Origin of the sequence: Amycolatopsis sp. cmx-11-51 (assembly GCF_047608665.1) — a bacterium.
Taxonomy (GTDB): Bacteria; Actinomycetota; Actinomycetes; order Mycobacteriales; family Pseudonocardiaceae; genus Amycolatopsis.
Map to the genome: position 1 here is coordinate 81,937 of NZ_JADNQO010000013.1, position 22,509 is coordinate 104,445.

21 protein-coding genes are annotated in these 22,509 nt (G+C 69.2%); 8 read left to right on the forward strand and 13 right to left on the reverse strand.

The window, feature by feature from the left end; genetic code table 11:
• Nucleotides 1-62: 62 nt before the first annotated feature.
• From mnmA to ACM6LU_RS31390, 4 genes are read right to left on the reverse strand one after another with little or no spacing between them, the layout of a single operon-like run.
• Entirely contained in the window at nt 63-1,154 is a 1,092-nt protein-coding gene (gene mnmA / locus ACM6LU_RS31375; protein ID WP_414941424.1) for a tRNA 2-thiouridine(34) synthase MnmA, read from the reverse strand.
• Between the two features lie 5 nt (nt 1,155-1,159).
• Entirely contained in the window at nt 1,160-2,356 is a 1,197-nt protein-coding gene (locus ACM6LU_RS31380; RefSeq protein WP_414941425.1) for a cysteine desulfurase family protein, read from the reverse strand.
• 48 nt (nt 2,357-2,404) lie between these two features.
• Nucleotides 2,405-3,799 (reverse strand): MFS transporter, encoded by a 1,395-nt coding sequence (locus ACM6LU_RS31385; RefSeq protein ID WP_414941426.1) that lies wholly within the window; start codon nt 3,797-3,799, stop codon nt 2,405-2,407.
• A gap of 18 nt (nt 3,800-3,817) precedes the next feature.
• Nucleotides 3,818-5,086, reverse strand: a complete 1,269-nt coding sequence (locus tag ACM6LU_RS31390) for a LuxR C-terminal-related transcriptional regulator (protein ID WP_414941427.1) — start codon at nt 5,084-5,086, stop codon at nt 3,818-3,820.
• Nucleotides 5,087-5,221: 135 nt separating this feature from the next.
• On the opposite strand from ACM6LU_RS31390, the gene ACM6LU_RS31395 reads away from it, so the two are divergent.
• Complete coding sequence (locus ACM6LU_RS31395; RefSeq protein ID WP_414941428.1) at nt 5,222-6,112, forward strand: NADP-dependent oxidoreductase; 891 nt, start codon at nt 5,222-5,224, stop codon at nt 6,110-6,112.
• A gap of 94 nt (nt 6,113-6,206) precedes the next feature.
• On the opposite strand, the gene ACM6LU_RS31400 is transcribed toward ACM6LU_RS31395, so the two are convergent.
• The 4 genes from ACM6LU_RS31400 to ACM6LU_RS31415 form a co-directional block, all read right to left on the reverse strand.
• Nucleotides 6,207-7,118, reverse strand: a complete 912-nt coding sequence (locus ACM6LU_RS31400) for a lysophospholipid acyltransferase family protein (RefSeq protein ID WP_414941429.1) — start codon at nt 7,116-7,118, stop codon at nt 6,207-6,209.
• Nucleotides 7,115-7,897 (reverse strand): GNAT family N-acetyltransferase, encoded by a 783-nt coding sequence (locus ACM6LU_RS31405; RefSeq protein ID WP_414941430.1) that lies wholly within the window; start codon nt 7,895-7,897, stop codon nt 7,115-7,117. The genes ACM6LU_RS31400 and ACM6LU_RS31405 overlap by 4 nt, the downstream gene beginning before the upstream one ends.
• 173 nt (nt 7,898-8,070) lie before the next feature.
• Nucleotides 8,071-9,030, reverse strand: a complete 960-nt coding sequence (locus ACM6LU_RS31410) for an electron transfer flavoprotein subunit alpha/FixB family protein (protein WP_414941431.1) — start codon at nt 9,028-9,030, stop codon at nt 8,071-8,073.
• A gap of 193 nt (nt 9,031-9,223) precedes the next feature.
• Nucleotides 9,224-10,009, reverse strand: a complete 786-nt coding sequence (locus tag ACM6LU_RS31415) for an electron transfer flavoprotein subunit beta/FixA family protein (protein ID WP_414941432.1) — start codon at nt 10,007-10,009, stop codon at nt 9,224-9,226.
• A gap of 243 nt (nt 10,010-10,252) precedes the next feature.
• Here ACM6LU_RS31415 and ACM6LU_RS31420 point away from each other — a divergent pair, with 243 nt between their 5' ends.
• On the forward strand, nt 10,253-11,104 hold the full coding sequence (locus tag ACM6LU_RS31420) for a DegV family protein (protein ID WP_414941433.1): 852 nt from the start codon (nt 10,253-10,255) through the stop codon (nt 11,102-11,104).
• Here ACM6LU_RS31420 and ACM6LU_RS31425 read toward each other — a convergent pair.
• A complete protein-coding gene (locus ACM6LU_RS31425) occupies nt 11,085-11,507 on the reverse strand; it encodes a hypothetical protein (RefSeq protein ID WP_414941434.1) in 423 nt (140 codons plus the stop codon). The two genes, ACM6LU_RS31420 and ACM6LU_RS31425, sit on opposite strands and share 20 nt — an antisense overlap.
• A 136-nt stretch (nt 11,508-11,643) precedes the next feature.
• On the opposite strand from ACM6LU_RS31425, the gene ACM6LU_RS31430 reads away from it, so the two are divergent.
• The 4 genes from ACM6LU_RS31430 to ACM6LU_RS31445 all read left to right on the forward strand — a co-directional run bounded on the left by ACM6LU_RS31430 (nt 11,644) and on the right by ACM6LU_RS31445 (nt 15,809).
• Entirely contained in the window at nt 11,644-12,417 is a 774-nt protein-coding gene (locus tag ACM6LU_RS31430; RefSeq protein ID WP_414941435.1) for a methyltransferase domain-containing protein, read from the forward strand.
• Nucleotides 12,414-13,925 (forward strand): 1,4-alpha-glucan branching protein domain-containing protein, encoded by a 1,512-nt coding sequence (locus tag ACM6LU_RS31435; RefSeq protein ID WP_414941436.1) that lies wholly within the window; start codon nt 12,414-12,416, stop codon nt 13,923-13,925. Before ACM6LU_RS31430 ends, ACM6LU_RS31435 begins: the two co-directional genes overlap by 4 nt.
• A 13-nt stretch (nt 13,926-13,938) precedes the next feature.
• Nucleotides 13,939-14,427 (forward strand): glutathione peroxidase, encoded by a 489-nt coding sequence (locus ACM6LU_RS31440; RefSeq protein ID WP_414941437.1) that lies wholly within the window; start codon nt 13,939-13,941, stop codon nt 14,425-14,427.
• A gap of 128 nt (nt 14,428-14,555) precedes the next feature.
• On the forward strand, nt 14,556-15,809 hold the full coding sequence (locus ACM6LU_RS31445; protein ID WP_414941438.1) for a glycosyltransferase family 4 protein: 1,254 nt from the start codon (nt 14,556-14,558) through the stop codon (nt 15,807-15,809).
• A gap of 223 nt (nt 15,810-16,032) precedes the next feature.
• Here the strand turns inward: ACM6LU_RS31445 and ACM6LU_RS31450 are convergent, their stop codons facing one another.
• From ACM6LU_RS31450 to aceA, 4 genes are all read right to left on the reverse strand, one after another.
• Nucleotides 16,033-16,176, reverse strand: coding sequence for a hypothetical protein (locus ACM6LU_RS31450; protein ID WP_414941439.1), 144 nt, complete (start codon nt 16,174-16,176; stop codon nt 16,033-16,035).
• Between the two features lie 192 nt (nt 16,177-16,368).
• Nucleotides 16,369-16,500, reverse strand: a complete 132-nt coding sequence (locus tag ACM6LU_RS31455; protein WP_414941440.1) for a hypothetical protein — start codon at nt 16,498-16,500, stop codon at nt 16,369-16,371.
• Between the two features lie 432 nt (nt 16,501-16,932).
• Entirely contained in the window at nt 16,933-18,537 is a 1,605-nt protein-coding gene (gene aceB, locus ACM6LU_RS31460) for a malate synthase A (protein WP_414941441.1), read from the reverse strand.
• A 103-nt stretch (nt 18,538-18,640) separates the two neighbouring features.
• The gene (gene aceA, locus ACM6LU_RS31465; protein ID WP_414941442.1) at nt 18,641-19,927 is read right to left on the reverse strand and encodes an isocitrate lyase; all 1,287 of its coding nucleotides are present in this window, start codon (nt 19,925-19,927) and stop codon (nt 18,641-18,643) included.
• Nucleotides 19,928-20,155: 228 nt separating this feature from the next.
• Here aceA and ACM6LU_RS31470 point away from each other — a divergent pair, with 228 nt between their 5' ends.
• Nucleotides 20,156-21,583 carry a short-chain fatty acyl-CoA regulator family protein gene (locus ACM6LU_RS31470; protein WP_414941443.1) on the forward strand — a complete coding sequence of 476 codons (1,428 nt, stop codon included), beginning with the start codon at nt 20,156-20,158 and terminating at the stop codon, nt 21,581-21,583.
• Nucleotides 21,584-21,661: 78 nt separating this feature from the next.
• On the forward strand, nt 21,662-22,486 hold the full coding sequence (locus ACM6LU_RS31475) for an NAD(P)H-binding protein (protein ID WP_414941444.1): 825 nt from the start codon (nt 21,662-21,664) through the stop codon (nt 22,484-22,486).
• Nucleotides 22,487-22,509: the final 23 nt, after the last annotated feature.

Sequence of the window (22,509 nt, forward strand, 5' to 3'; positions counted from 1 at the left end):
TAGTCCTCTAGTTGCGGTAGTTGCACGCGCAGGGACCGCAACTAGAGGACTAATTGCGGGAGTTAGCGGGTCCCCGAGATCTTCGCGCTGCCGAGCACGAGATCGCCTTCGGCGGCGTCGGTGCGGTAGAGGACGACGACCTGGCCCGGCGCGACGCCGCGTAGCGGCTCGCGAAGCTGAACGGTCACCTCGTCGCCCGAAACCTCCGCGACGGCCTCGACGATCCCGCCGTGCGCGCGCACCTGGACGACGCATTCGGTGGGCCCGTCCAGCGGGCGCTCGCTCGGCCAGATCGGGCGGTTCGCCTCGATCACGTTCACGCCGAGGTCCCGCGCGGAACCGACCTTCACGGTGCCCGAAACCGGCTCCAGCGAAAGCACGTAGCGCGGCCGCCCGTCCGGCGCCGGTGCCTCGATACCGAGGCCCTTGCGCTGGCCGACGGTGAACCCGTGCACGCCGGTGTGCTCACCGAGCACGGCACCGGTCTCGGCGTCGACGAGCTGCCCGGGACGCTGGCCGAGCCGCTTCTCCAGGAAGCTCTTCGTGTCCCCATCCGGGATGAAGCAGATGTCGTGGCTGTCCGGCTTGTTCGCCACCGACAGGCCGCGGCTCTCGGCCTCGGCACGCACGTCGGTCTTCCACGAGTCGCCCAGCGGGAACAGCGAATGCCGCAGCTGCTCCGGGGTGAGCGAAGCCAGCACGTACGACTGGTCCTTGCCGGAGTCGACGCTGCGCCGCAGCTCCGGGACACCGTCCACAAGGGACAGCCGGGCGTAGTGCCCGGTGGCGACGGCGTCGAAACCGAGCGCCATCGCCTTGTCAAGCAACGCCTCGAACTTGATCTTCTCGTTGCAGGTGACGCACGGGTTCGGTGTGCGGCCCGCCGCGTACTCCCCGACGAAGGTCTCGATGACCTCTTCGGTGAAGCGCTCGGCGAAGTCCCAGATGTAGAAGGGGATGCCGAGGATGTCGGCCGCGCGGCGCGCGTCGCCGGAGTCCTCGATCGTGCAGCAACCACGGGAGCCGGTGCGCAGCGTGCCGGGCTTCGCCGACAGCGCCAGGTGCACGCCGACGACCTCGTGCCCGGCGTCCACGGCGCGCGCGGCGGCCACCGCCGAGTCCACTCCCCCGCTCATCGCGGCCAGTACGCGCATTTCCCTCACACCTCTTGCTTCTGCGTCTGCTTGCGCATTCCCGCGAGTCCCGCCTGCCTCGCCCTGTCGACGACGCCCGCGATTTCCCTCGAAACCGCTTCAACGTCTTCCGGCGCCGAGGTATGCCCGAACGAGAACCGCAGCGACCCGCGCGCGGCCGCCGGATCGGCACCCATGGCCAGCAGCACGTGGCTCGGCTGCGCGACACCCGCCGTGCACGCCGATCCAGTGGAACATTCGATGCCCTTGGCGTCCAAGAGCATCAACAGGCTGTCACCCGCGCAACCGGGGAAGGTGAAGTGGGCGTGCGTCGGAAGGCGCTCGCCCTCACCGCCGTTGAGCAAAACGTCCGGCACCTCGCGCCGGACGGCCTCGATCAGGTCGTCCCGCAGCTCGGCGACGCGTTTGGCGTACTCCTCGCGGCCGTCGACCGTGGCCTTCACCGCCGTCGCGAACGCGATCACCGCCGGCACGTCGAGGGTGCCCGAACGCACACTGCGCTCCTGGCCACCGCCGTGCAGCACCGGCACGCACGCGGTGTCACGCCCGAGCAGCAGCGCGCCGACGCCGTACGGGCCGCCCAGCTTGTGCGCGGTCAGGGTCAGCGCGGAAACACCGCTCGCGGCGAAGTCGACCGGCACCGCGCCGACGGCCTGGACGGCGTCGGAGTGCAGCGGAATCTCGTGGTCGGCGCAGACGGCGGCGAGTGCGGCGATCGGGTTGATCGTGCCGACCTCGTTGTTCGCCCACATCACGGTGGCCAGCGCGACCGTCTCGGGGCTGTCGCCGATGGCGGCGCGCAACGCCTCCGGGGAGACCCGGCCCGCCTGGTCGACCTCTACCCAGACGATCTCGGCGCCCGCGTGCTGCTCAAGCCACTCGACGGAATCGAGGACGGCGTGGTGCTCGACGGTGCTGCACAGCACCCGGCGGCGCTTCGGCTCCTCGCCGTTGCGGGCCCAGAAGATGCCCTTGACCGCGAGGTTGTCGCTCTCCGTGCCGCCACCGGTGAAGATCACCTCGGACGGCCGGGCGCCCAGCGCCTCCGCGATCACCTCGCGGGCCTCTTCGACCTTGCGGCGGGCCCGGCGACCCGAGGAATGCAGCGCGGAGGCGTTGCCCACGGTGGACAGCGCCTCGGACATCGCCGCTACGGCTTCGGGCAACATCGGGGTGGTCGCCGCGTGGTCGAGATAGGTCATCGCCATACCAGGGTAGACCGCTCCGGGGCGTGATCAAGCCCACCCTGGTCAGCGGGTGGTGGCGCTCATATCCGACGGCCACCGGCCGGTCAGCCGCACCCCGAGCAAGGCGATGCCGGCCAGCAGCACCGAAAGCACCAAGATCGCCACCGAAGGCTCCTTCGCCGAGGCCAGTGAGGCGAGCAGAACTCCACCCAAACCGATGGTCAGGGCCGATCCGACCCAGTCGCCGAGTTGCAGCGCCGAGGTGTTGAAGCCACGTTCGGCCGCCGGCGAGTAGCGGAGCAGCAGAACCGAGATCGCGGGCATCGCGATGCCCATCCCGGCACCGCCGACGGCCGACGCCACGAACGCCATCCAGCCGGGGAACCACGGCAGCGGCACGAAGACGAAGATCGCCAGATCGGCCGCGACCAGCGCGAACCCGATCCGCAGGGATACCTCGCGCGACCAGTCGAGCATGCGGCCCTGCAGCATCGACCCCGCCGACCAGCCCAGCGCGGTCACCGTCAGCGGCAGCCCGGCCAGTGCGGGGCTGTAGCCGTGGACCTCGGACATCGTGAGCGGCAGGTAGGCCTCCATCCCGGCGTAAGCGCCGGCGATCAGCCCACGCGAGGCGATCACTGTCGGCAACCCCGGCCGTGACGTCAGCGTGCCGGCGGGCAGGAGTTTGCGGAGCGCGTACGCGAGGGCGACGAGACCGGCGCCGCCATAGGCGAGGGCGGCCAACGAGGGATGCTGCGCCGCCCACGTGAGCGTGGCGACGCCGAGCGCGGCGATCACCGCGGGTACCACCCCGGCTCGGACGGCGGATTCGCCGGGCACGTGGGCGGGCAGCTTGCGTGTGACCAGGACCAGCAGGGCGAGCCCGATCCCCGTCAGCGGGATCAGCCCAAGGAACACCCAGCGCCAGCCGACGCTCACGGTCACCACGCCCGCGATCGAGGGCCCGATCACCGCGGGAAGCACCCAGGCGGCGGCGTTGGCGGCGTAGATCACCGGCCGCTCACGGTCGCTGAAAGTGAGGGCGATCAGCAGGGACACCGAGACCAGCAGGAGTCCCGAACCGAAGCCCTGCAAGGCCCGGCCGAGCAGGAGCACCGGCATGTCGTGCGCGAGGCCCGCCACCAGGAGCCCGGACGCGAACAACGCGGTACCGGCGAGCAGCGCGGGCGCCGGGCCTTTGCGGTCGCCGAGCCGTCCGGAAAGGACGGTCGCGACCACGCTGGCGACCAGGAACGTGGTGAAGGGCCACGCGTACAGCGCGAGGCCGTCGAGGTCGGCCACCATTGTCGGCATCGCGGTGGCGACGCCCATGCTCTCGAACGCGATGAGCGTGACCATGAGCAGCAACCCGATCGTGGTCGCCCGGTGCTCCGGCGTCCAGAGCACGCCCTTCGGCTTCGCCTTGTCCCCAGCGATCGTCATACGATGAGCGTGCAACCTCCAGTCGAGTGGAGGTCAAGCGCCGGCGGACTCCAGGCGCAGCTCCCGCGCCAGCATCGCGGCCTCGCCGCGCGAGGTGACTTCCAGCTTCCCGAGGATCTTCCGCACGTGAAACTTCACCGTGTGCTCGGTCAGGCGCAGTTCTTCGGCGATCTGCCGGTTGCGCCTCCCGCGCGCGATCCCGGCGAGAACCTCGAGTTCACGGGAGTTCAGCCGGTCCAGCGGGCGCAGTTCCGGCGTTTCCTGGACGCCCAGCGGCAGAACGGCGGTGATCGTGGTGCCCCAGCCGGGTACGGCGTCGACCTCCCAGCGGCCGCCGAGCGGGGTGATCCGCTCGGTGAGGCCGATGGCGGGCACGGCGCGGGCGACGTCCGGGCCGTCGTCGCGCACGGTGATCCGGAGGGCCTGCCCGTCGATCTGCCAGGACGCCCTGGCGCGGGCACTGCCACGTTCCAGCGCAGCGAGCACGAGGCCGCGGGTGACCGTGCGCGCGGTGTGCGCGATGTCCTGCGGGAGTGGCCGATCGTCGCCGGGCCCGGCGAGGTCGACGGTCACGTCGTTGTGGCGCACCAAGGGATCCAGCTGCGCGACGAGGGTGTCGAACGCCGCCGACGCCGGCTCCGCCGAAAGCTCCTGATCACGGTCCGCGATCGAGCGCAGTTCGACCAGCGCTGCCGCGGCGAGGTCGGTCGCGGTCTGCCGGGCGGCGGCGTCGCCGAGCCTTCGGGACCGCAGCACCGAAAGCAAGGACGCCAAAGTGGTCCCGTGGGTCTGCCCCAGATCGGTGATCGCCCGCGCCCGCGCGGTCGCCGCCGCGATGTTGCTCTCCAGGACCGCGGGCTCGGGGTCGCTGGCGCGCTGGGCGGCGTTCACGCTGACGATCTCCCACAGCTTGGCGACGATGTCGAGCGCGCGGTCCGCGGGCGCGTCCTCGGTGGGGACGAGCGCGATCATCGCGCCCTTGCCGATCACCGGAGCCGACGTCAGGACGACGAGTCTCCGGCGCTTTCCGCCGAGCGTCTCCTCGGCCACCACGGCCTCACCCGGGACGCCGAGCGCGGCGAGCCGCCGCAGCTCCGCGCTCGTGACCGAGCCCACGATCATCGGGTCGCCGTCGACCTTGATCGGCAGGCGGGAGCAGTCACCGGTCTCCATCGCGGCGGCCCGGTGCGGCAGGACGGCCGCGGCCGTCGCGGAGAAACGCGGCAGGAGTTCGGGGCGCGGAGCGGCGAGCATGTACTCGACCTGGCTCAGCACGTACAGCGGATCCGACCACTCGTCCATGACTCCACAGTAAGCGCGTTCTCCGTCCGCGACGCTGCTCGCCCGGCTAACGAACACTGCTCGTCCGAGCGGTTCGGGCGGGGTCCGGGCGCCGGTTGACTGATCGCAGCGAAGAAATCCGAAATAGGAGTGAACATGCGAGCGATCATCATCACCCAGTACGGCGAACCGGACGTTCTGCGGTCCGCCGAGGTCCCGCTGCCGGAGCCCGGCCCGGGCCAGGTGCGGGTCGCGGTCAAGGCCGCCGGGGTCAACCCGATCGACTGGAAGATCCGGTCCGGTGCCATGGCGGAGGTCCGCCCGCTCGACTTCCCGCACATCCTCGGCCTGGAACTGGCGGGAGTGGTGGACGCGGTGGGCGAAGGCGCCGGATTCGCCGTCGGGGACGAGGTCTTCGGCTGGTCCGACACCGGGACGTACGCGGAGTACGCGTTGGCGACCAACGTCATCCGCAAGCCCGCCGGGCTTTCGTGGCCCGAAGCCGCCGCGCTGCCCATCGCCGGTGAGACGGCGTTGCGAGTGCTGGGCGAACTCGAGGTCAAACCGGGCGAAACCCTGGTGATCCATGGCGCGAGCGGCCAGGTCGGCCGGATCGCGACGCAGGCAGCCGTCGCACTGGGCGCCACGGTCATCGGACTCGCCGGAGCATCGTCGCTGGACGAGGTGAAGGCGCTGGGCGCGGTTCCGGTCCAGTACGGGGACGGGTGGGTGTCGCGGGTCCGCTCGGTGGCGGTGGGAGGGGTGGACGCGGTGTTCGACGCGGCCGGATTCGGCGTCCTGGGTGATTCCGTCGACCTGCTCGGATCACCCGACCGGCTGGTCACCATCGCCGATCCGGCGGCGTTCGCGCAGGGGTTGCGGTTCTCGGCTTCCGGCTCGGAAAGCGCTGCGGTGCTCGAAGATCTGGTCGCGCGCGGGCTGAAGCTCAAGCTGGGGTCGAGTTACGGGCTGGCGGAGGTCGCGGAGGCGCACCGGGAGAGCGCGACCGGGCACGCGGGCGGGAAGATCACGCTGACGCTGAGCTGAAGGGGACCATGCCCGCATAGGACGCGGTGAAGGGAGCTTTCACCACGTCCTATGCGGGGAAAGTCCCCTTCGGCCGCTCGATCTCACGCGAGGGTCACGGGGAGGGCACTTTCGCGACAGGGGTGACCGGAGTGGGAGCCAGCACAGCGGGAGCGGAGGAAGCGCGACGCCGCCGCGTCTGCGCCGGGATCTGCACCCGCCCGAGCGCCGCCTGCACCGCGGATTCCGCCAGCGCGGCCAGTTCCCGCCGGTCCGAAGCCTTACCGGGCGCGATCTCCGGGCACACGTGCACCTCCAGCACCAGACCGCGCAAAGCGGCGACCCGGCGCAGCGACGCGATGAGCGACTCCGGCCCGATGAACGCCGGTTGCGTGGTCTCGCGGCCGTCTGCGAGCCGGAACCGCAGGGCCAGTGGCCGCACGGGGACACCGCCGTCGATCGCGGCCTGGAAGGTCGCCGAGCGGAACCGGCCCGACGCCAGACCGCACCAGGTGGTCCCCTCCGGCGTCACGCTGACGAGTGAACCGCCGCGCATCGCGTCGGCCAGTTCGGCCATCGTCGCGGGCAGGCTTCGCAGGTTCTCGCGGTCGAGGAAGATGCTGCCGCCGCGGCGCACGAGCAGGCCGAGCACCGGCCAGGCGCCGACCTCCTTCTTCGCCAGCGCCCGCATCGGCTGGATGGCGTTGACCGCGACGATGTCCAGCCACGAGATGTGGTTGTTCACCACCAGCGCGCCACGGCCCGGCACGGCGCGGAAACGCTCGTCGCCGCATACCACGAGGCGCACCCCGAACGAGCGCAGGATGCCGAGGAACAGCAGACGCACCAATCGTTCCCGCGGCATGCCGCGCAGCGCGAGCACCAGCGGCGCGCTCAGGAAAGCACCGAAGATGACGCTGATCGCCGCGGCGAACCGCAGCACGCGCCGGCCGAACGCCACCGTCGGCACCCCTTCGCTGAGGCATCCGTCGCCGCACGGCGACTTCGGCATCCAGGCGTGGGTCATCCCTGCACTCCCAGGAAGAACTTGAGGTACCGCTCGTCGACGTTGTGCAGATCCAGCAGGACGAAGAAGTCCGCGACGCCGAAGTCCTCGTCCAGCGCGGGCGGGCCGTAGATCTTGGCGCCCAGGCGCGTGTATCCCTTGATGAGCGGCGGCAGGAGCGCGCGGGCGGGCCGCTCGATCTTCTCGGTCGGCCACGGGTTCAGCGGCGTGACCCGGAGCGACTCGTCCGCGTAGTGTCTGGCGCGCAGGAGATCCCAGACTCCTGCCGCGTATTCCCCGCCTCCGGTCAGCGGCACGGACGCGCAGCCCGCGAGGTACCGGTGCCCGGCCAGCAGCATGTAGCGCCCGATACCCGCCCAGACGAGGCTCACGACGGCGCCGCTGCGGTGGTCGGGGTGCACGCACGAGCGGCCCGTCTCGACCAGCGAAGGACGCAGCGAATCGAGTGCCGTGAGATCGAATTCGCTGTCGGAGTAGAGCTTTCCGGCCCGCGCCGCCCGATCGGGCGGCAACATCCGATACGTGCCCACGATCTCGCCGGTGTTGTCGTCGCGCACCACGAGGTGGTCGCAGAACTCGTCGAAGTAGTCGACGTCAAGGCCGGGTTCGAGCGAATTGAGCTTCGCGCCCATTTCCTCGGCGAACACCTGGTGACGAAGGCGTTGCGCGGCAACGACTTCCTCGTTTCCGTTGGCTACGAGGAGCGAGTAACGCGGTGTGTCGGCCGGGAGTTCGACACCTGCCTGGTCAGTACTGACGAGGAGCTGTGACGTCGTCATAAGCAAGGTCTACCCCTCGCTGGGTACCAACGACGATGCGCCCGATGGCCGAACAGTGCACGTTCAGTTAAATGCGGGTTCTCAGGCTTCTCTCAGGGTGCAATATCACTCTCGGATCACAGAAAAGGGGCCGTCCGGGAAACTAATCCCGGACGGCCCCTTCAGGATGAAACTCAGCCCTTGCGCTTCTGGACCTCTTCGGTCAGCTGCGGCGCGACGTTGAACAGGTCGCCCACCACACCGAAGTCGGCGATCTCGAAGATCGGCGCCTCGGCGTCCTTGTTGACCGCGATGATGGTCTTCGAGGTCTGCATGCCCGCCCGGTGCTGGATCGCGCCGGAGATGCCCAGCGCGATGTACAGCTGCGGCGAGACCGTCTTACCGGTCTGGCCGACCTGGAACTGCGCCGGGTAGTAGCCCGAGTCGACGGCGGCGCGGGAGGCGCCGACGGCCGCGCCGAGCGAGTCGGCCAGCGACTCGACGACGTCGAACTTGTCGGCCGAGCCGACACCGCGGCCACCGGAGACGACGACCGAGGCCTCGGTCAGCTCCGGCCGGTCGCCGCCGACGATCGGCTCGATGCCGGTGATCTTGGCGGACTTCGCCGGGTCACCCGCGGGGACCTCGACGGTCTCCTCGGCGGCCGCACCTTCGGCCTGGGACGCCTCGACCGCGCCGGGGCGGACCGAGATGACCGGGACACCCTTGGTGGCCTTGGACTTCACGGAGAACGCACCACCGAAGATGGACTGGTCCACGCTGCCGTCGCTGTTCACACCGACGGCGTCATACAGCAGACCGGAGCCGAGGCGCACCGCGACACGAGCGGACACCTCCTTGCCCTCGGCGCTGGCCGCGACGAGCACGGCGGCCGGGGAGGACCGCTCCGCGAGCGCGGCGAGGACGTCCACCTTGGGGGTGACCAGGAAGCCGGTGGCGTTGTCGCCCTCGGCGACGTACACCTTGGCGGCGCCGTGCGCGGCGAGGGCTTCCTTCGCCTTGGCGGCGGTGCCGGTCGGGCCGACGACGACCGCGGACGGCTCACCCAGCTCGCGAGCGGCGGTCAGCAGTTCGAGCGTGACCTTCTTGACTTCACCGTCGACGTGGTCGACGAGGACGAGTACTTCAGCCATTTCCTATTCCTCCTCGAAACCTGTCTCAGCGCTGTCTTGGAACCCGCGACCGCGATCGCGTCGCCAGGGCGCGCCTTGTCCTGTTCGCTCACCTGACGCCGTCTGGCGCCCTGCCGCCGCGATCGCGGGGCCTGCCGACCGGAGTGGGTTCGCGTTCCTACTTCCGCATTTCATCCGCGTATTCACGTCTCCGTCAGATGAGCTTCTGCGCGACCAGGTAGGCGGCCACCTTGCTGCCGCCGTCACCCTCGTCCTCGACGCGCTCACCGGCGGTGCGCGGCGGCTTCGGGGAGGCTTCGAGCACCGACGACCAGGCGTTGCCGAGGCCGACCTCGCCCGCGTCGATGCCGAGGTCCGCGACGGTCAGCGTCTCGACCGGCTTCTTCTTCGCGGCCATGATGCCCTTGAAGGAGGGGTAGCGCGGCTCGTTGATCTTCTCGCCGACGCTCACCAGCGCGGGCAGGTTCGCCTCGAGGTGCGTGACACCGTCCTCGGTGTAGCGGTCGGCCTTGATCGCGGTGCCGTCGACGGTCAGCTCGTTCACGTGGGTCAGCTGCGGCAGGCCGAGCAGTTCGGCGATGATCGCCGGCACGGCGCCACCGCGGCCGTCGGAGGCCTCGTTACCGGTGATGACCAGGTCGTAGCCTTCGACCTTGCCGATCGCGGCGGCCAGCACCTTCGCGGTGGCGATCGCGTCGGAGCCGTGGAGAGCCGCGTCGGAGACGTGGATGGCCTTGTCGGCGCCCATGGACAGCGCCTTGCGGATCGCGTCGGTCGCGCGGTCGGGACCCACCGAGACGACGGTGACCTCACCCTCGCCGGCTTCCTTGATCTTCAGGGCTTCTTCGACGGCCTTCTCGTTGATCTCGTCAAGCACGGCGTCGGCGGATTCGCGGTCAAGAGTGTTGTCGGCACCGGAGAGCTTCCGCTCCGAGTAGGTATCCGGTACCTGCTTGACCAGGACAACGATATTCGTCATGGGTCTACTTCGACCTCCCGTTAGTGGCCAGCGTCGGCCACGGGGCAACAGCTCTACTGGCCGGTAGATTAGGGCCATTTCAGCGCCGCGGCCCGCCGAGGTGACCTCATTCACCTGGATGCACGTTTTATTGGGACCATCGTCCAGGTATTTCACCCGGAAGTGAGTGTTACCGGGCGACTAACCCGAACGGTCGTATTCCGGGGTACTCCCAGTGCGGGCGACGGGCTAATCTGCCCCACCATGCGTTCCATGCCCGGCCCTGTCGCCGTGATCACGGACTCGACCTCCTGCCTCCCCGCCTCGGTCGCCGAACGCTGGGGAATCGGCGTCGTTCAGGTCCGATTGCAGGTCGGAGAGCAGTTCGACGAAGAGAACCGCTACGACCGCGACGAAGTCATCGGCCAGCTGCGCGCCGGGACGCCGGTGAAGACGGCGCCGCCGGAGGTCGCCGCGTTCTTCTGGGCGTTCCAGGACGCCGCGAGCAAGGGCGCCTCGGCGATCGTCAGCGTCCACATCTCGGGACGGATGTCGGAGACGGTGAACGCCGCCCGCGAAGCCGCCCAGCAGGTGAGCGTCCCGGTCCACGTCCTCGACAGCGGGACCACCGGGATGAGCCTCGGTTTCGCGGCGACCTCGGCGGCCAGGGTCGCCGCCGCCGGCGGGCAGGCCACCCGGGTCATCGACGCGGCCGAACGCCGGTTCCGCGCCGGCCGGGAGATCCTCTACGTCGACACGCTGGAGTTCCTGCGGCGCGGCGGCCGGATCGGCGCCGCGCAGGCGTTCCTCGGTTCCGCGTTCTCGATCAAACCTCTGCTGACGCTGAAGAACGGCGAGGTCGCCCCGCTGACCAGGGTGCCGGGTCAGCGGCGGGCGCTCACCAAACTCGTCGACCTCGCGGTGGAATGCGCGGGCGATCAGGACGTCGAGATCGCCATCACCCGGTTCGGCCCCGACGAACGCGACCTCGAGATCGGCGGACGGCTGCGGGCGCGGCTGCCCCGGATGGTCGACAGCACCCTGGTCGACGCGAGCATGATCCTCGGCGCCCACCTCGGCCCTGGCGCCATCGGCATCACGGTGTCACCGGTGTAGCTCGCTTCCCGGGGATCAGTACGAGCACCAGCGGGAGTACCGCGCCCAGCGCCGTCGTCGCGACGATGAGCACCTGGTCCACCGGCTCGAAATGCGAGACGTGGCCGAGGTGGTAGAGGAAGTGCGGCAGTCCGAAGAGGAAGGTCGCGAGCGCCGCGAGCCTGGCCACGGCGGTCGTCCCGATCACGGCGGCACCGAGCAGGATGGCGGAAAGCGCCAGGTTGAGGCCGCCGAAGTCGCGGAGCAGGTGCTCGTTGAAGGGGCCGTCCATCGCCACCCAGCCGGTGCGGAAACCGGGGAAATCCCGGTAGAACCCGTCCGGGCTGAGCAGCGGCCACAGCCCGACCGGCAGTTCGATCAGGCCGAAGACGACGAGCAGTACGCGAGTGAGTGTCCGTTGCATACCTCCTGGACCGCGCGGCGCCGCGAAACGTGACACCGCAATTCGTCCTCTAGTTGCGGTAGTTGCACGCGCAAGGACCGCAACCAGAGGACGACTTGCGGAGGGGAGGGAAGTGACCGGCCGGTAGGGTCGCGGCGTGACCACCCCAGCCACCAGGGCCGAAGCGCTGCACCTCACGGGTGAACGCACCGTGCCGGGCATCGCCGAGGAGAACTACTGGTACCGCCGCCATGAGGCCGCGTATCACAAGCTCCTCCCCTTGTGCGCGGGCAAGACCGTCCTGGAGGCAGGCTGCGGCGAGGGCTACGGCGCCGGGCTCATCGCCACCGTCGCCGAGCGGGTGCTCGCGCTCGACTACGACGTCCCCACCACCGAGCACGTCGCCCACCGCTACCCCGGCATCGGCGTGACCAGGGCGAACCTGGTGTTCCTGCCGCTGCGGGACGCCTCCGTCGACGTCGTCGCCAACTTCCAGGTGATCGAGCACCTCTGGGACCAGGCCGCGTTCCTCGCCGAATGCCGACGCGTGCTCTCCCCCGGCGGACGGCTGATCGTCACCACGCCCAACCGGCTCACCTTCACCCCGGACAGCGACACCCCGCTCAATCCCTTCCACACCAGGGAACTCGCACCGTCCGAATTGGACGAACTGCTGCGCGACGCCGGGTTCGAGGTCGAGACGCTGCACGGTCTCCACCACGGCGCGGGTGTGAAGGAACTCGACGACAAGTACGGCGGCTCGATCATCGACGCCCAGCTCGACGTCGTGATGGGGCAGCTGCCCGGACAGGCGACCTGGCCGGTGGAACTGCTCGCCGACGTCGAAGGCATCCAAACCACGGATTTCGCCATCCACGGTGAAGACCTCGACGCCAGCCTCGACCTCGTCGCCGTGGCAGTGCGCCCATGAGCGAGTACGAAGGCACGTTCTGCCTCGTCGTGCACAGCCACCTGCCGTGGCTGCCGCACCACGGGTCCTGGCCGGTCGGCGAAGAATGGCTTTACCAGGCCTGGGCGCATTCGTACCTGCCGATGGTCGACCTCTTGCGCCGCTTCGCCGACGAGGGCCGCGAAGACGTCCTCACCCTCGGCATGACACCGATCCTCGCCGCGCAACTCGACGACCCGTACTGCATCGACGCCTTCCACGACTGGCTCGGTCATTGGCAGCTACGCGCCTGGCACGCGTCCACGCTCTGGCGCGGCGACCCACTGCTACGCGACCTCGCCGCGAGCGAATACCAGACCGCGCTCAAAGCGTCGGAAGAACTCGAAACCCGCTGGCGTCACGGCTTCTCACCGATCCTTCGATCCTTTGTGGACAACGGGACGATCGAACTGCTCGGCGGGCCGCTGGCGCATCCGTTCCAGCCGCTGCTCGACCCGGCGGTGCGCGACTTCATGCTGCGCGGTGGCCTAGCCGACACCGCGCTGCGGATCGGTCGGCGCCCGGAAGGCATTTGGGCACCTGAATGCGGGTACAACCCCGGCATGGAGGCGGGTTACGCCGCCGCGGGCGTCCAGCGTTTCCTCGTCGACGGCCCGTCTCTGCACGGCGACACCTCCGCCGCGCGGACCGTCGGCGATTCCGACGTCGTCTGCTTCGGCCGGGACCTCGAGGTCACGTACCGCGTCTGGTCACCGAAGGCCGGATACCCCGGCCACGCCACCTATCGCGACTTCCACACCTGGGCGCACGAAGTCGGCCTCAAGCCGTCGCGGGTGACCGGCAAGACCATCGACCCGCCGGACAAGGCGCCGTACGACCCGGCGATGGCGGCGGGCACCCTCGGCGGCCACGTCCAGGACTTCGTCGACACCGTCGTCGCCCGGCTGCGCTCGCTCAAGGCCGAGCACGGCCGCGAGTCGCTCGTCGTCGCCGCGTACGACACGGAACTGTTCGGTCACTGGTGGCACGAGGGTCCCGCCTGGCTCGAAGGCGTCCTGCGCGCACTGCCGGAGGCCGGGGTCCGCGTCACCACCCTCAAGGGCGCGCTCGAGGCGGGCCACCTCGGCGGACGGGTCGACCTCCCGGCGTCGTCGTGGGGCTCTGGCAAGGACTGGCGTGTCTGGGACGGCGAGCAGGTCGCCGACATGGTGCGGGACAACACCGCGCTGCAGCACCGGATGCTCGACCTCGTCACCGGAATGGACACGACGACCCGAGACGCCGTCCGCGACCAGGCCGTCGCCGAGGCGATGCTGGCGCTTTCGAGCGACTGGGCGTTCATGGTCACCAAGGATGCCGCCGCCGACTACGCGCGGCGGCGGGCGAAGGTGCACACCGACCGGTTCGACACGCTCGCCGGACTTCTCCGCGACGGCGCGCACGAGCGTGCACGGGAGACCGCGGCCGCGTTCCGGCGTGACGACGGCCCGTTCGGGCACGTCGACGCGCGTGACCTGCTGAGGAAATGAGGAAAGGGGAACCATGGGGATCCACGACATTCCACTGAAGACGCTCGCGGGCGAGGACACCACACTCGGCGCGCTCGAAGGCAAGACCCTGCTGGTGGTGAACGTGGCGTCGAAATGCGGCCTGACGCCGCAGTACACCGGGCTGGAGAAGCTGCAGGAACGCTACGCGGACAAGGGCTTCTCGGTCGTCGGCTTCCCGTGCAACCAGTTCGCTGGCCAGGAGCCGGGCACCGCCGAGGAGATCCAGACCTTCTGCTCGACGACGTACGGGGTTACGTTCCCGCTGTTCGCGAAGCTGGACGTCAACGGGGAAAGCCGTCACCCGCTCTACGCCGAGCTGACCGAGACGGCCGACGCGGAAGGCGCCTCCGGTGACGTGCAGTGGAACTTCGAGAAGTTCCTCGTCGCCCCGTCCGGCGAAGTGGTGGGACGATTTCGCCCGCGTACCGATCCCGAAGACAAAGCGATCATCAAGGCGATCGAGGCCACTGTCGGCGCCTGACGGAGTCCTTCAGCCCCCGGCGTCGATGGCCGTGCGGTTCCGGGCGGCGCCGGTCCCGAGGCCCGCCTCTTTCGCCGGGGGTGATCGCCCCGTCCCGGCGAAGACCGACTGACGAGTAGCCTCCACCCATGCGCGTGCTGATGTTGTCGTGGGAGTACCCACCCGTGGTCGTCGGCGGACTCGCACGGCACGTCCACGCACTGGCCAGGCACCTCGTCGGCCAGGGACACGACGTGGTCGTCCTGTGCCGTCACACGGCGGGCACCGACGCCGAGACCCACCCGAGGACTGATCGGGTGGTCGAGGGCGTGCGGATCATCCGGGTCGCCGAGGACCCCCTGCACGTGACCTTCGAACGCGACCTCGTCGCGTGGACCCTGGCCATGGGGCATGCGATGGTCCGCGCCGCGACCGACCTGCTGCGCACCTGGCAGCCGGACGTCGTGCACGCGCACGACTGGCTGGTCACCCATCCCGCGATCGCGATCGCCGAGGCCGCGCGGGTACCGCTGGTCGGCACGATCCACGCCACCGAGGCCGGACGGCACTCCGGCTGGCTCTCACATCCGCTGAACCAGCAGGTTCACTCGGTCGAATGGTGGCTCGCGAACCGCTCGGACGCGCTGATCACCTGTTCGCAGGCCATGCGCCGCGAGGTGTCGCATCTGTTCGAGGTGGACGGCGACGCGGTCACCGTGATCCACAACGGCATCGAGGAACGCACCTGGCAGGTGCCCGCGGAAGAGGTCGCGCAGGCCCGAGAGGTCCACAGCCCCTCCGGTGCGCCCTTGTTGCTCTACTTCGGCCGGTTGGAGTGGGAGAAGGGCGTGCAGGACCTGCTCGCCGCGCTCCCCCGGATCCGCCGCGCCAAACCGGGGACCCGGCTGGTCGTCGCCGGCAAGGGCAGGCACCTGGAGGAACTGGTCGACCAGGCGCGGAAGCTGCGCGTGCGCCGCGCGGTGGACTTCGTCGGGCACCTGTCCGACCGCGAACTGCGCGCGGTGCTGGCCGCGGCCGACGCCGTCGTGCTGCCCAGCCGGTACGAACCGTTCGGGATCGTCGCACTGGAAGCGGCCGCCGCGAAGGCGCCACTCGTGGCTTCGACCGCCGGCGGACTCGGCGAGGTCGTCGTCGACGGTGAGACCGGCCTGGCGTTCAGCCCCGGCGACGTCGGCGCCCTCGGGGACGCCGTCGAAGCGGTACTGGACGACGAAGTCGCCGCGGCGCGACGGGCGCTGACCGCGCAATCGCGCCTGGCCGCGGACTTCGACTGGGGACGGATCGCGGAGGCGACCGTCGCGGTCTACCGGCGGGCTCGCATCGGGGAGCCGATGGAACTGGGGCGCCCGAAGATCGCGACGGGCAACGCCTTCGAACCGTGAGTCTTTCGTAACCCTCTTCCTTGCGCCAGGGTTCCGGCGAAGTCGGGATGGTGGTCAAGCGGGTCGTGTGTGGCGGTTCGGGTTCTGACAGACCTGCATTCGCCTGCCCACTCGCCCGAGTTGATCAAGGTCCGAGGCCCCGCGCCGTCGGGCTGACCACACGTGGGCAAGCAAAGACCGGTCCGCCCTAACCCGACTTACCCACCCCCGACCGAAGCGTGGCTCAGACGTCAAGCGCGGCCGCCCCCTGTGTCGCGAAAGCCACTTTCGCGACGTCAGATGTCCCGAAAGTGGCTTTCGCGACACCGGCCAGCGGCCAGTAGGTACCCAAAGCCAACCCTTGGCTCCAGCCCGAATCGCCACTCACGGCCACCCCCTTCCGGAAACTTGACGAGACCGGGCCCGGATCGTCAAGAGCGGCACTGAACGGCAGCTCTGCGACTTCGCCTGGACCCTGGCGCCAGGCGCAAGGAAGGGGGCCTTCTGTACTTGGCGGGGCGGACGAGCGGTCGCGGGTCGCGAGGGGCGCGACCCCCGTGGCTGCTCTAGGTGACGAAGATCAGAAGTGGCAGGGCCGGGCACAGTCCGGCTGCACCGAGACCGCCACCGAAGCGGATACGGCCGGTGCGGCGAGGGCGACCGCGAAGACGGCGAAAGCTGTGGCCAAAACCCTCCTCAACTGCTCCTTCATGGTGGCTCCTCGGGAATTCGGGCGGAAAGTGCACCCGGGACCGAGCATCCGCGTGAATCGCCGCGGAAACAATGGGGGTTTCACTAGGTACCCCTACGTAATCGCGATCCGTGACCGTTTCGTCCCTCTGCCTCAAGTCCGTGAAGGGCTCCTTGAGGGACTCTGGGTCCCTCAAGGAGCCCTTCACGGACTTCACGACCGGCAGAACCAAAACCCGTGAAAGCCGCGAAGGCCCCGCCCACTGCGGTGTGAGGGTGAGCGGGGCCTCCGCGACAGCGCGCGCACGCCCGACAGCGCTACCGGAAGGGGGCGCGCGCGAGAATCAGGTCCGGCGGCGGGGAGCCTCCGCCGCCGGACCCGATGGGCCACACCGTCCCAAACCGGTGTGGAACCCGGCCGCCCCGCGTCAGGTAGGGGCGGCCGGAGCCGGTGTCAGTAAGTGGTCAGGTACCGCGCGTACGCGCCGGTGGTGAGGAAGCTCGGCAGCTTCTCGCCCAGCGCGGTCTCGGTGAAGATCTCGTAGGCGTCGCCGAGGCGGTTGCCCTCACCCAGTTCGGAACGCGCCGAGGTCAGCTCTTCGTCCAAATAGGACACCGTGAGTTCGCGGGTGAGCGCGGTGCCGTCTTCGAGTTTCGTGCCGTTGCGGATCCACTGCCAGATCTGGCAGCGGGCGATCTCGGCGGTGGCGGCGTCCTCCATCAGGTTGTGGATGGCCGCCGCGCCGGTGCCGCGCAGCCAGGCGTCGATGTAGCGCAGCGCGACGTTGATGTTGGCGCGGACACCGGCTTCGGTGACCTCACCGCCGGCGCTGGCGACGTCGAGCAGGTCCTCGGCGGTGACGACGACGTCCTCACGGACCTTGCCGAGCTGGTTGGGCCAGCCGCCGAGCACTCCGTCGAACACCTCGCGGCAGACCGGGACGAGGCCGGGGTGCGCGACCCACGAGCCGTCGAAACCGTCGTTCGCCTCGCGTTCCTTGTCCTGGCGGACCTTTTCCAGCGCGGTCGCGTTGATCTCCGGGTCCTTGCTCGGGATGAACGCGGCCATGCCGCCGATGGCGTGCGCCCCGCGCTTGTGGCAGGTGCGCACCAGCAGCTCGGTGTAGGACCGCATGAACGGGACGGTCATCGTCACCTGCGCGCGGTCCGGCAGCACGAAGTCCGCGCCGTGCGAGGAGAAGTTCTTGATGACGCTGAAGATGTAGTCCCAGCGGCCGGCGTTCAGGCCGGCGATGTGCTCGCGCAGTTCGTAGAGGATCTCCTCCATCTCGAACGCGGCGGTGATCGTCTCGATCAGCACGGTGGCCCGGATGGTGCCGCGCGGGATACCCAGTTCTCGTTGCGCCAGCAGGAAGACGTCGTTCCACAGCCGCGCTTCGAGGTGGTTTTCGAGCTTCGGCAGGTAGAAGTAGGGGCCGCTGCCGCGGGCCAGCAGCTGGCGCGCGTTGTGGAAGAAGTACAGGCCGAAGTCGACAAGGCTCGCCGAAACCGGGCGGCCGTCGATGCGGATGTGCTTCTCCACCAGGTGCCAGCCGCGGGGGCGGGCGACGATCGTCGCGGGCTCGTCGCCGATCGTGTAGCGCTTGCCCGCCTCGGTGGTGAAGTCGATGTTGCGGCGGATCGCGTCGAACAGGTTGAGCTGTCCGTCGATCACGTTGTGCCAGGTCGGCGAAGTCGCGTCCTCGAAGTCGGCGAGCCAGACCTTGGCGCCGGAGTTGAGCGCGTTGACCGTCATCTTGCGGTCGGTCGGGCCGGTGATCTCGACGCGGCGGTCTTCGAGACCGGGCGCGGCCGGGGCGACCGACCAGCTGCCGTCGTCGCGGATCGAGCGCGTCTCGGGCAGGAAGTCCAGCGGCTCCTCGCCGGACTGCAGCTTCTCGCGGCGCAGACGGCGGGCGTCGAGCAGTTCACGGCGGCGGCCGGCGAACGCGTTGTCCAATTTGGCCACGAAGTCCAGTGCGGCCGGGGTGAGGATCTCGTCGAACCGGTCACCGGCGGGTCCGCAGACGTCGGTCCGGTAGTTCAGCTTCTCAACCATGGTGTGCCTCCGCTGGGCTTCGCGAAAGAGAGTTAGAAGAGGAAAGGGAGGTGGCGGTCTCCCGGGGGCGAAAGACCGCCACCTGGCACCTACTTGCGAGGGATCAGAACTGCTCGGCCTCGGTGGAACCGGCGAGCGCGGTCGTCGAGCTGGTCGGGTTCAGCGCGGTCGCGACGTTGTCGAACCAGCCGGTGCCGACCTCGCGCTGGTGCTTCGTGGCGGTGTAACCGCGGTCCTCCGAAGCGAACTCGCGCTCCTGCAGGTCGACGTAGGCGGTCATGCCCTCGCGGGCGTAACCGTGCGCCAGGTCGAACATCGAGTAGTTCAGGGCGTGGAAGCCTGCCAGGGTGATGAACTGGAACTTGTAACCCATGTGGCCGAGTTCGCGCTGGAACTTCGCGATCGTCGCGTCGTCCAGGTGCTTCTTCCAGTTGAACGACGGCGAGCAGTTGTAGGCGAGCATCTGGTCCGGGTACTTCGCCTTGATCGCCTCGGCGAACTGACGGGCGACCTCGAGGTCCGGCTTGGAGGTCTCCATCCACAGCAGGTCGGCGTACTCGGCGTAGGCGAGACCGCGGTCGATACAGGGGTCGATGCCGTTGGTGACGTTGTAGAAGCCCTCGGCGGTGCGCTCGCCGGTGACGTACTTGCGGTCACGCTCGTCCACGTCGCTGGTGATCAGCGTGGCGGCCTGGGCGTCGGTGCGGGCGACGATCAGCGACGGCACGTTCAGCACGTCCGCGGCGAGGCGGGCGGCGTTCAGCGTGCGCTCGTGCTGCTTGGTCGGGATCAGCACCTTGCCGCCGAGGTGGCCGCACTTCTTCTCGGACGCGAGCTGGTCCTCCCAGTGCACACCCGCGGCACCGGCGGCGATCATGCCCTTCATCAGCTCGAAGGCGTTGAGCGGGCCACCGAAGCCGGCCTCGGCGTCGGCGACGATCGGGGCGAACCAGTCGGTGTCGGTGTTGCCCTCGGCCCAGTTGATCTGGTCGGCGCGGCCCAGCGCGTTGTTGATGCGGCGGACGACGGCGGGCACCGAGTTGGCCGGGTAGAGGCTCTGGTCCGGGTAGGTCTGGCCGGAGAGGTTCGCGTCGGCGGCGACCTGCCAGCCCGAGAGGTAGATGGCCTTGAGGCCGGCGCGGACCTGCTGCACCGCCTGGTTACCGGTCAGGGCGCCCAGCGAGTGGACGTAGTCCTCGTTGTGCAGGAGGTCCCACAGCTTCTCGGCACCGCGGCGAGCGAGCGTGTGCTCCTCGACCACGCTGCCGCGCAGCTTGACCACGTCAGCCGCGGAGTACGACCGCTTCACGCCCGCCCAGCGGGGGTCGGTCTCCCACTGCTTGGCCAGTTCGGCGGCCGCCTGCTCCAGCTGCTGCGCGTGCTGAGTCATCGGATTCTCCCGGTGTTGCGAAGTTTGCGAGTGATCGCCTTTCCTGACCAGACCCTGACATGACAGGGGAAATCCGATCCAGGTCTCCAATTTGCCAATTTCTGCGAAGCTTCCGTACCATCTTGCAAAGGTTGCGAATCTCCTGTTCGCAAGCCGAGCGAAAATCCACGGGCTTGACCGTTCACTGAATCGTTCGAGTCCGGAAACCTTGCGGACAGAGAGGCCTGTGTGGACAAAACCTTCGCCGGAGCGAAGCTTCGGCATCTGCGCGAAAGCCGGTCGATGAGCCAGGCGGATCTCGCTCGTGTGCTGGAGATCTCACCCAGTTACCTCAACCAGATCGAGCGCAACACGCGTCCGCTGACCGTCCCGGTGCTCCTTCGCATCACGCAAGCGTTCGGAGTGGACACCGAGTTCTTCGCGAACAACGACACCGCCAGGCTCGTCGCGGACGTGAAGGAAGCGCTGCTCGACGAGGTCCTCGGCGTGGACGTCACCACCAGCGAGCTGAACGACCTCGCCACGAACCTGCCGACGATCGCCCAAGCCCTGGTCAAACTGCATCGCAGCTACCGCAACTCGGTCGAGAACACCGCCGCGCTGACCACCGAGAACGGGCTGGGCATGCACGGCAGCGCGGCCGGCTCGTTGCCGCACGAAGAGGTCCGCGACTTCTTCTACGAGCGGGAGAACTACGTCGCCGAGCTGGACGAACGCGCCGAACGGATGGCGCACGACATCCCGCTTCAGCGCGGCCGTGTGCTCACCGCGCTGAAGGAAACCCTGGCCCAGCGCTACGGCGTCGACGTCACCAGCGACGGCATCGACGAAGCGGCCGGTGAGCAGCACCGGTACGAACCGGGGCCGCGGGTGCTGCGGCTGGCGCCGAGCCTGCGCGTCGGGCAGCAGGCGTTCCGGATGGCTTCGCAGATCGCCCTGCTCGACTACGACGACCTGATCACCGAACTCGCCGATTCGTGGGCGTTCTCCGGACCCGCCGCGCGTTCGCTGGCCCGTGTCGGGCTCGCGAACTACTTCGCGGGTGCCCTGATCCTCCCCTATGGACCGTTCCTCTCCACCGCGGAACGCTTCCGCTACGACATCGAGCGGCTGTGCGACCACTTCGGCGTCGGCTTCGAGACCGTCTGCCACCGGCTCTCGACGTTGCAGCGGCCGAAGAACCGCGGCGTGCCGTTCTCGTTCGTGCGGGTCGACCGGGCCGGGAACATGTCGAAACGCCAGTCCGCGGCCGGTTTCCACTTCTCCCGCGTCGGTGGCGCCTGTCCACTGTGGAACATCTACGAGGCGTTCACGCAGCCGGGCAAGATCCTCACCCAGATCGCGACCCTGCCCGACGGCAAGAGCTACTTCTGGATCGCGCGGACGGTGTCCCGCAACATCGGCGGCTACGGCAGCCCCGGCAAGACGTTCACCGTCGGCCTCGGCTGCGAACTACGGCACGCGAAAAGGCTGATCTATTCGACCGGTCTCGACCTCGACGACCGCGCCGCGGCCACCCCGATCGGCATGGGTTGCAAAGTCTGCGAACGCCCGGCCTGCTCTCAACGCGCGTTCCCGACGATCGGCAAGCAGCTGACCGTGGACGAGAACACCAGCACCTTCGTCCCGTACCCGGCGGTGCCCAAGGCGCCTTGAGCGGTCTCGATCTCCCTGGCAGGGTTGCCGACGAGGGCCGCCGCCTGTGACGGCGACCACCACACTGGGGAGAACTGAATGATCTTGGTGACCGGGGCAGGCGGGAACGTCGGCTCGGAACTGACCGGAATCCTCACCCGCGACGGGCATCCCGTCCGGGCGCTGGTCCGCACGCCGCGGCCGCTGCCCGACGGCGTCGAAGGGGTGCTGGGCGATCTCAACGAACCGACCAGCCTGAAAACCGCGCTGGAAGGTGTCCGGGCGGTCTTCCTGCTCGGCGGTTACGAAGACATGCCGGGTGCGCTCGCGGTGATGCGGGACGCGGGCGTCGAGCAGGTCACGCTGCTGTCGTCGAGGTCGGTCGTCGGCGGGCACTCCGACAACGCCGTCGCGGGAACGCATATGGCGGCCGAGGCGTCGGTACGCGCGTCGGAGCTGGCCTGGACGTTCCTGCGGGCAAGCGGGTTCATGTCGAACACGCTGCGCTGGATCCCCAGACTTCGCGAGGGCGATGTCGTCCGGGAACCCTTCGCGGACGTGCCGGTGGCGACGATCGATCCGTACGACATCGCGGCCGTCGCGGCGGAATCCCTGACCACGCCGGGACACGAGGGGCGGGCATACGCGCTCACCGGTCCGGAAGCGCTCCGGCCGTCGGACCGGTTGCGCGTCCTCGGCGAGTTGCTGGGACGGGATCTGCGGCTGGAGCCTTTACCGAACGAGGAAGCCCGCGTGACGATGAGCGCGGAGATGCCCGCGAAGTACGTCGACGCGTTCTTCCGGTTCTTCGTCGAGGGCGAGTTCGACGACTCCCGGGTCACGGGGGTCGTCCAGGAACTCACCGGCCGGGCACCCCGCCCGTTCGCCGCCTGGGCGCGCACCCACCTCGCCGCCTTCCAGTAGCCCGCAATTCGTCCTCTAGTTGC

Coding starts and splice junctions, on each gene's coding strand:
- mnmA (WP_414941424.1), bottom strand. CDS start 1,154: ATGCGCGTACTGGCCGCGATGAGCGGGGGAGTGGACTCGGCGGTGGCC.
- ACM6LU_RS31380 (WP_414941425.1), bottom strand. CDS start 2,356: ATGACCTATCTCGACCACGCGGCGACCACCCCGATGTTGCCCGAAGCC.
- ACM6LU_RS31390 (WP_414941427.1), bottom strand. CDS start 5,086: ATGGACGAGTGGTCGGATCCGCTGTACGTGCTGAGCCAGGTCGAGTAC.
- ACM6LU_RS31395 (WP_414941428.1), top strand. CDS start 5,222: ATGCGAGCGATCATCATCACCCAGTACGGCGAACCGGACGTTCTGCGG.
- ACM6LU_RS31400 (WP_414941429.1), bottom strand. CDS start 7,118: ATGACCCACGCCTGGATGCCGAAGTCGCCGTGCGGCGACGGATGCCTC.
- ACM6LU_RS31405 (WP_414941430.1), bottom strand. CDS start 7,897: ATGACGACGTCACAGCTCCTCGTCAGTACTGACCAGGCAGGTGTCGAA.
- ACM6LU_RS31410 (WP_414941431.1), bottom strand. CDS start 9,030: ATGGCTGAAGTACTCGTCCTCGTCGACCACGTCGACGGTGAAGTCAAG.
- ACM6LU_RS31415 (WP_414941432.1), bottom strand. CDS start 10,009: ATGACGAATATCGTTGTCCTGGTCAAGCAGGTACCGGATACCTACTCG.
- ACM6LU_RS31420 (WP_414941433.1), top strand. CDS start 10,253: ATGCGTTCCATGCCCGGCCCTGTCGCCGTGATCACGGACTCGACCTCC.
- ACM6LU_RS31425 (WP_414941434.1), bottom strand. CDS start 11,507: ATGCAACGGACACTCACTCGCGTACTGCTCGTCGTCTTCGGCCTGATC.
- ACM6LU_RS31435 (WP_414941436.1), top strand. CDS start 12,414: ATGAGCGAGTACGAAGGCACGTTCTGCCTCGTCGTGCACAGCCACCTG.
- ACM6LU_RS31440 (WP_414941437.1), top strand. CDS start 13,939: ATGGGGATCCACGACATTCCACTGAAGACGCTCGCGGGCGAGGACACC.
- ACM6LU_RS31445 (WP_414941438.1), top strand. CDS start 14,556: ATGCGCGTGCTGATGTTGTCGTGGGAGTACCCACCCGTGGTCGTCGGC.
- ACM6LU_RS31455 (WP_414941440.1), bottom strand. CDS start 16,500: ATGAAGGAGCAGTTGAGGAGGGTTTTGGCCACAGCTTTCGCCGTCTTC.
- aceB (WP_414941441.1), bottom strand. CDS start 18,537: ATGGTTGAGAAGCTGAACTACCGGACCGACGTCTGCGGACCCGCCGGT.
- aceA (WP_414941442.1), bottom strand. CDS start 19,927: ATGACTCAGCACGCGCAGCAGCTGGAGCAGGCGGCCGCCGAACTGGCC.
- ACM6LU_RS31475 (WP_414941444.1), top strand. CDS start 21,662: ATGATCTTGGTGACCGGGGCAGGCGGGAACGTCGGCTCGGAACTGACC.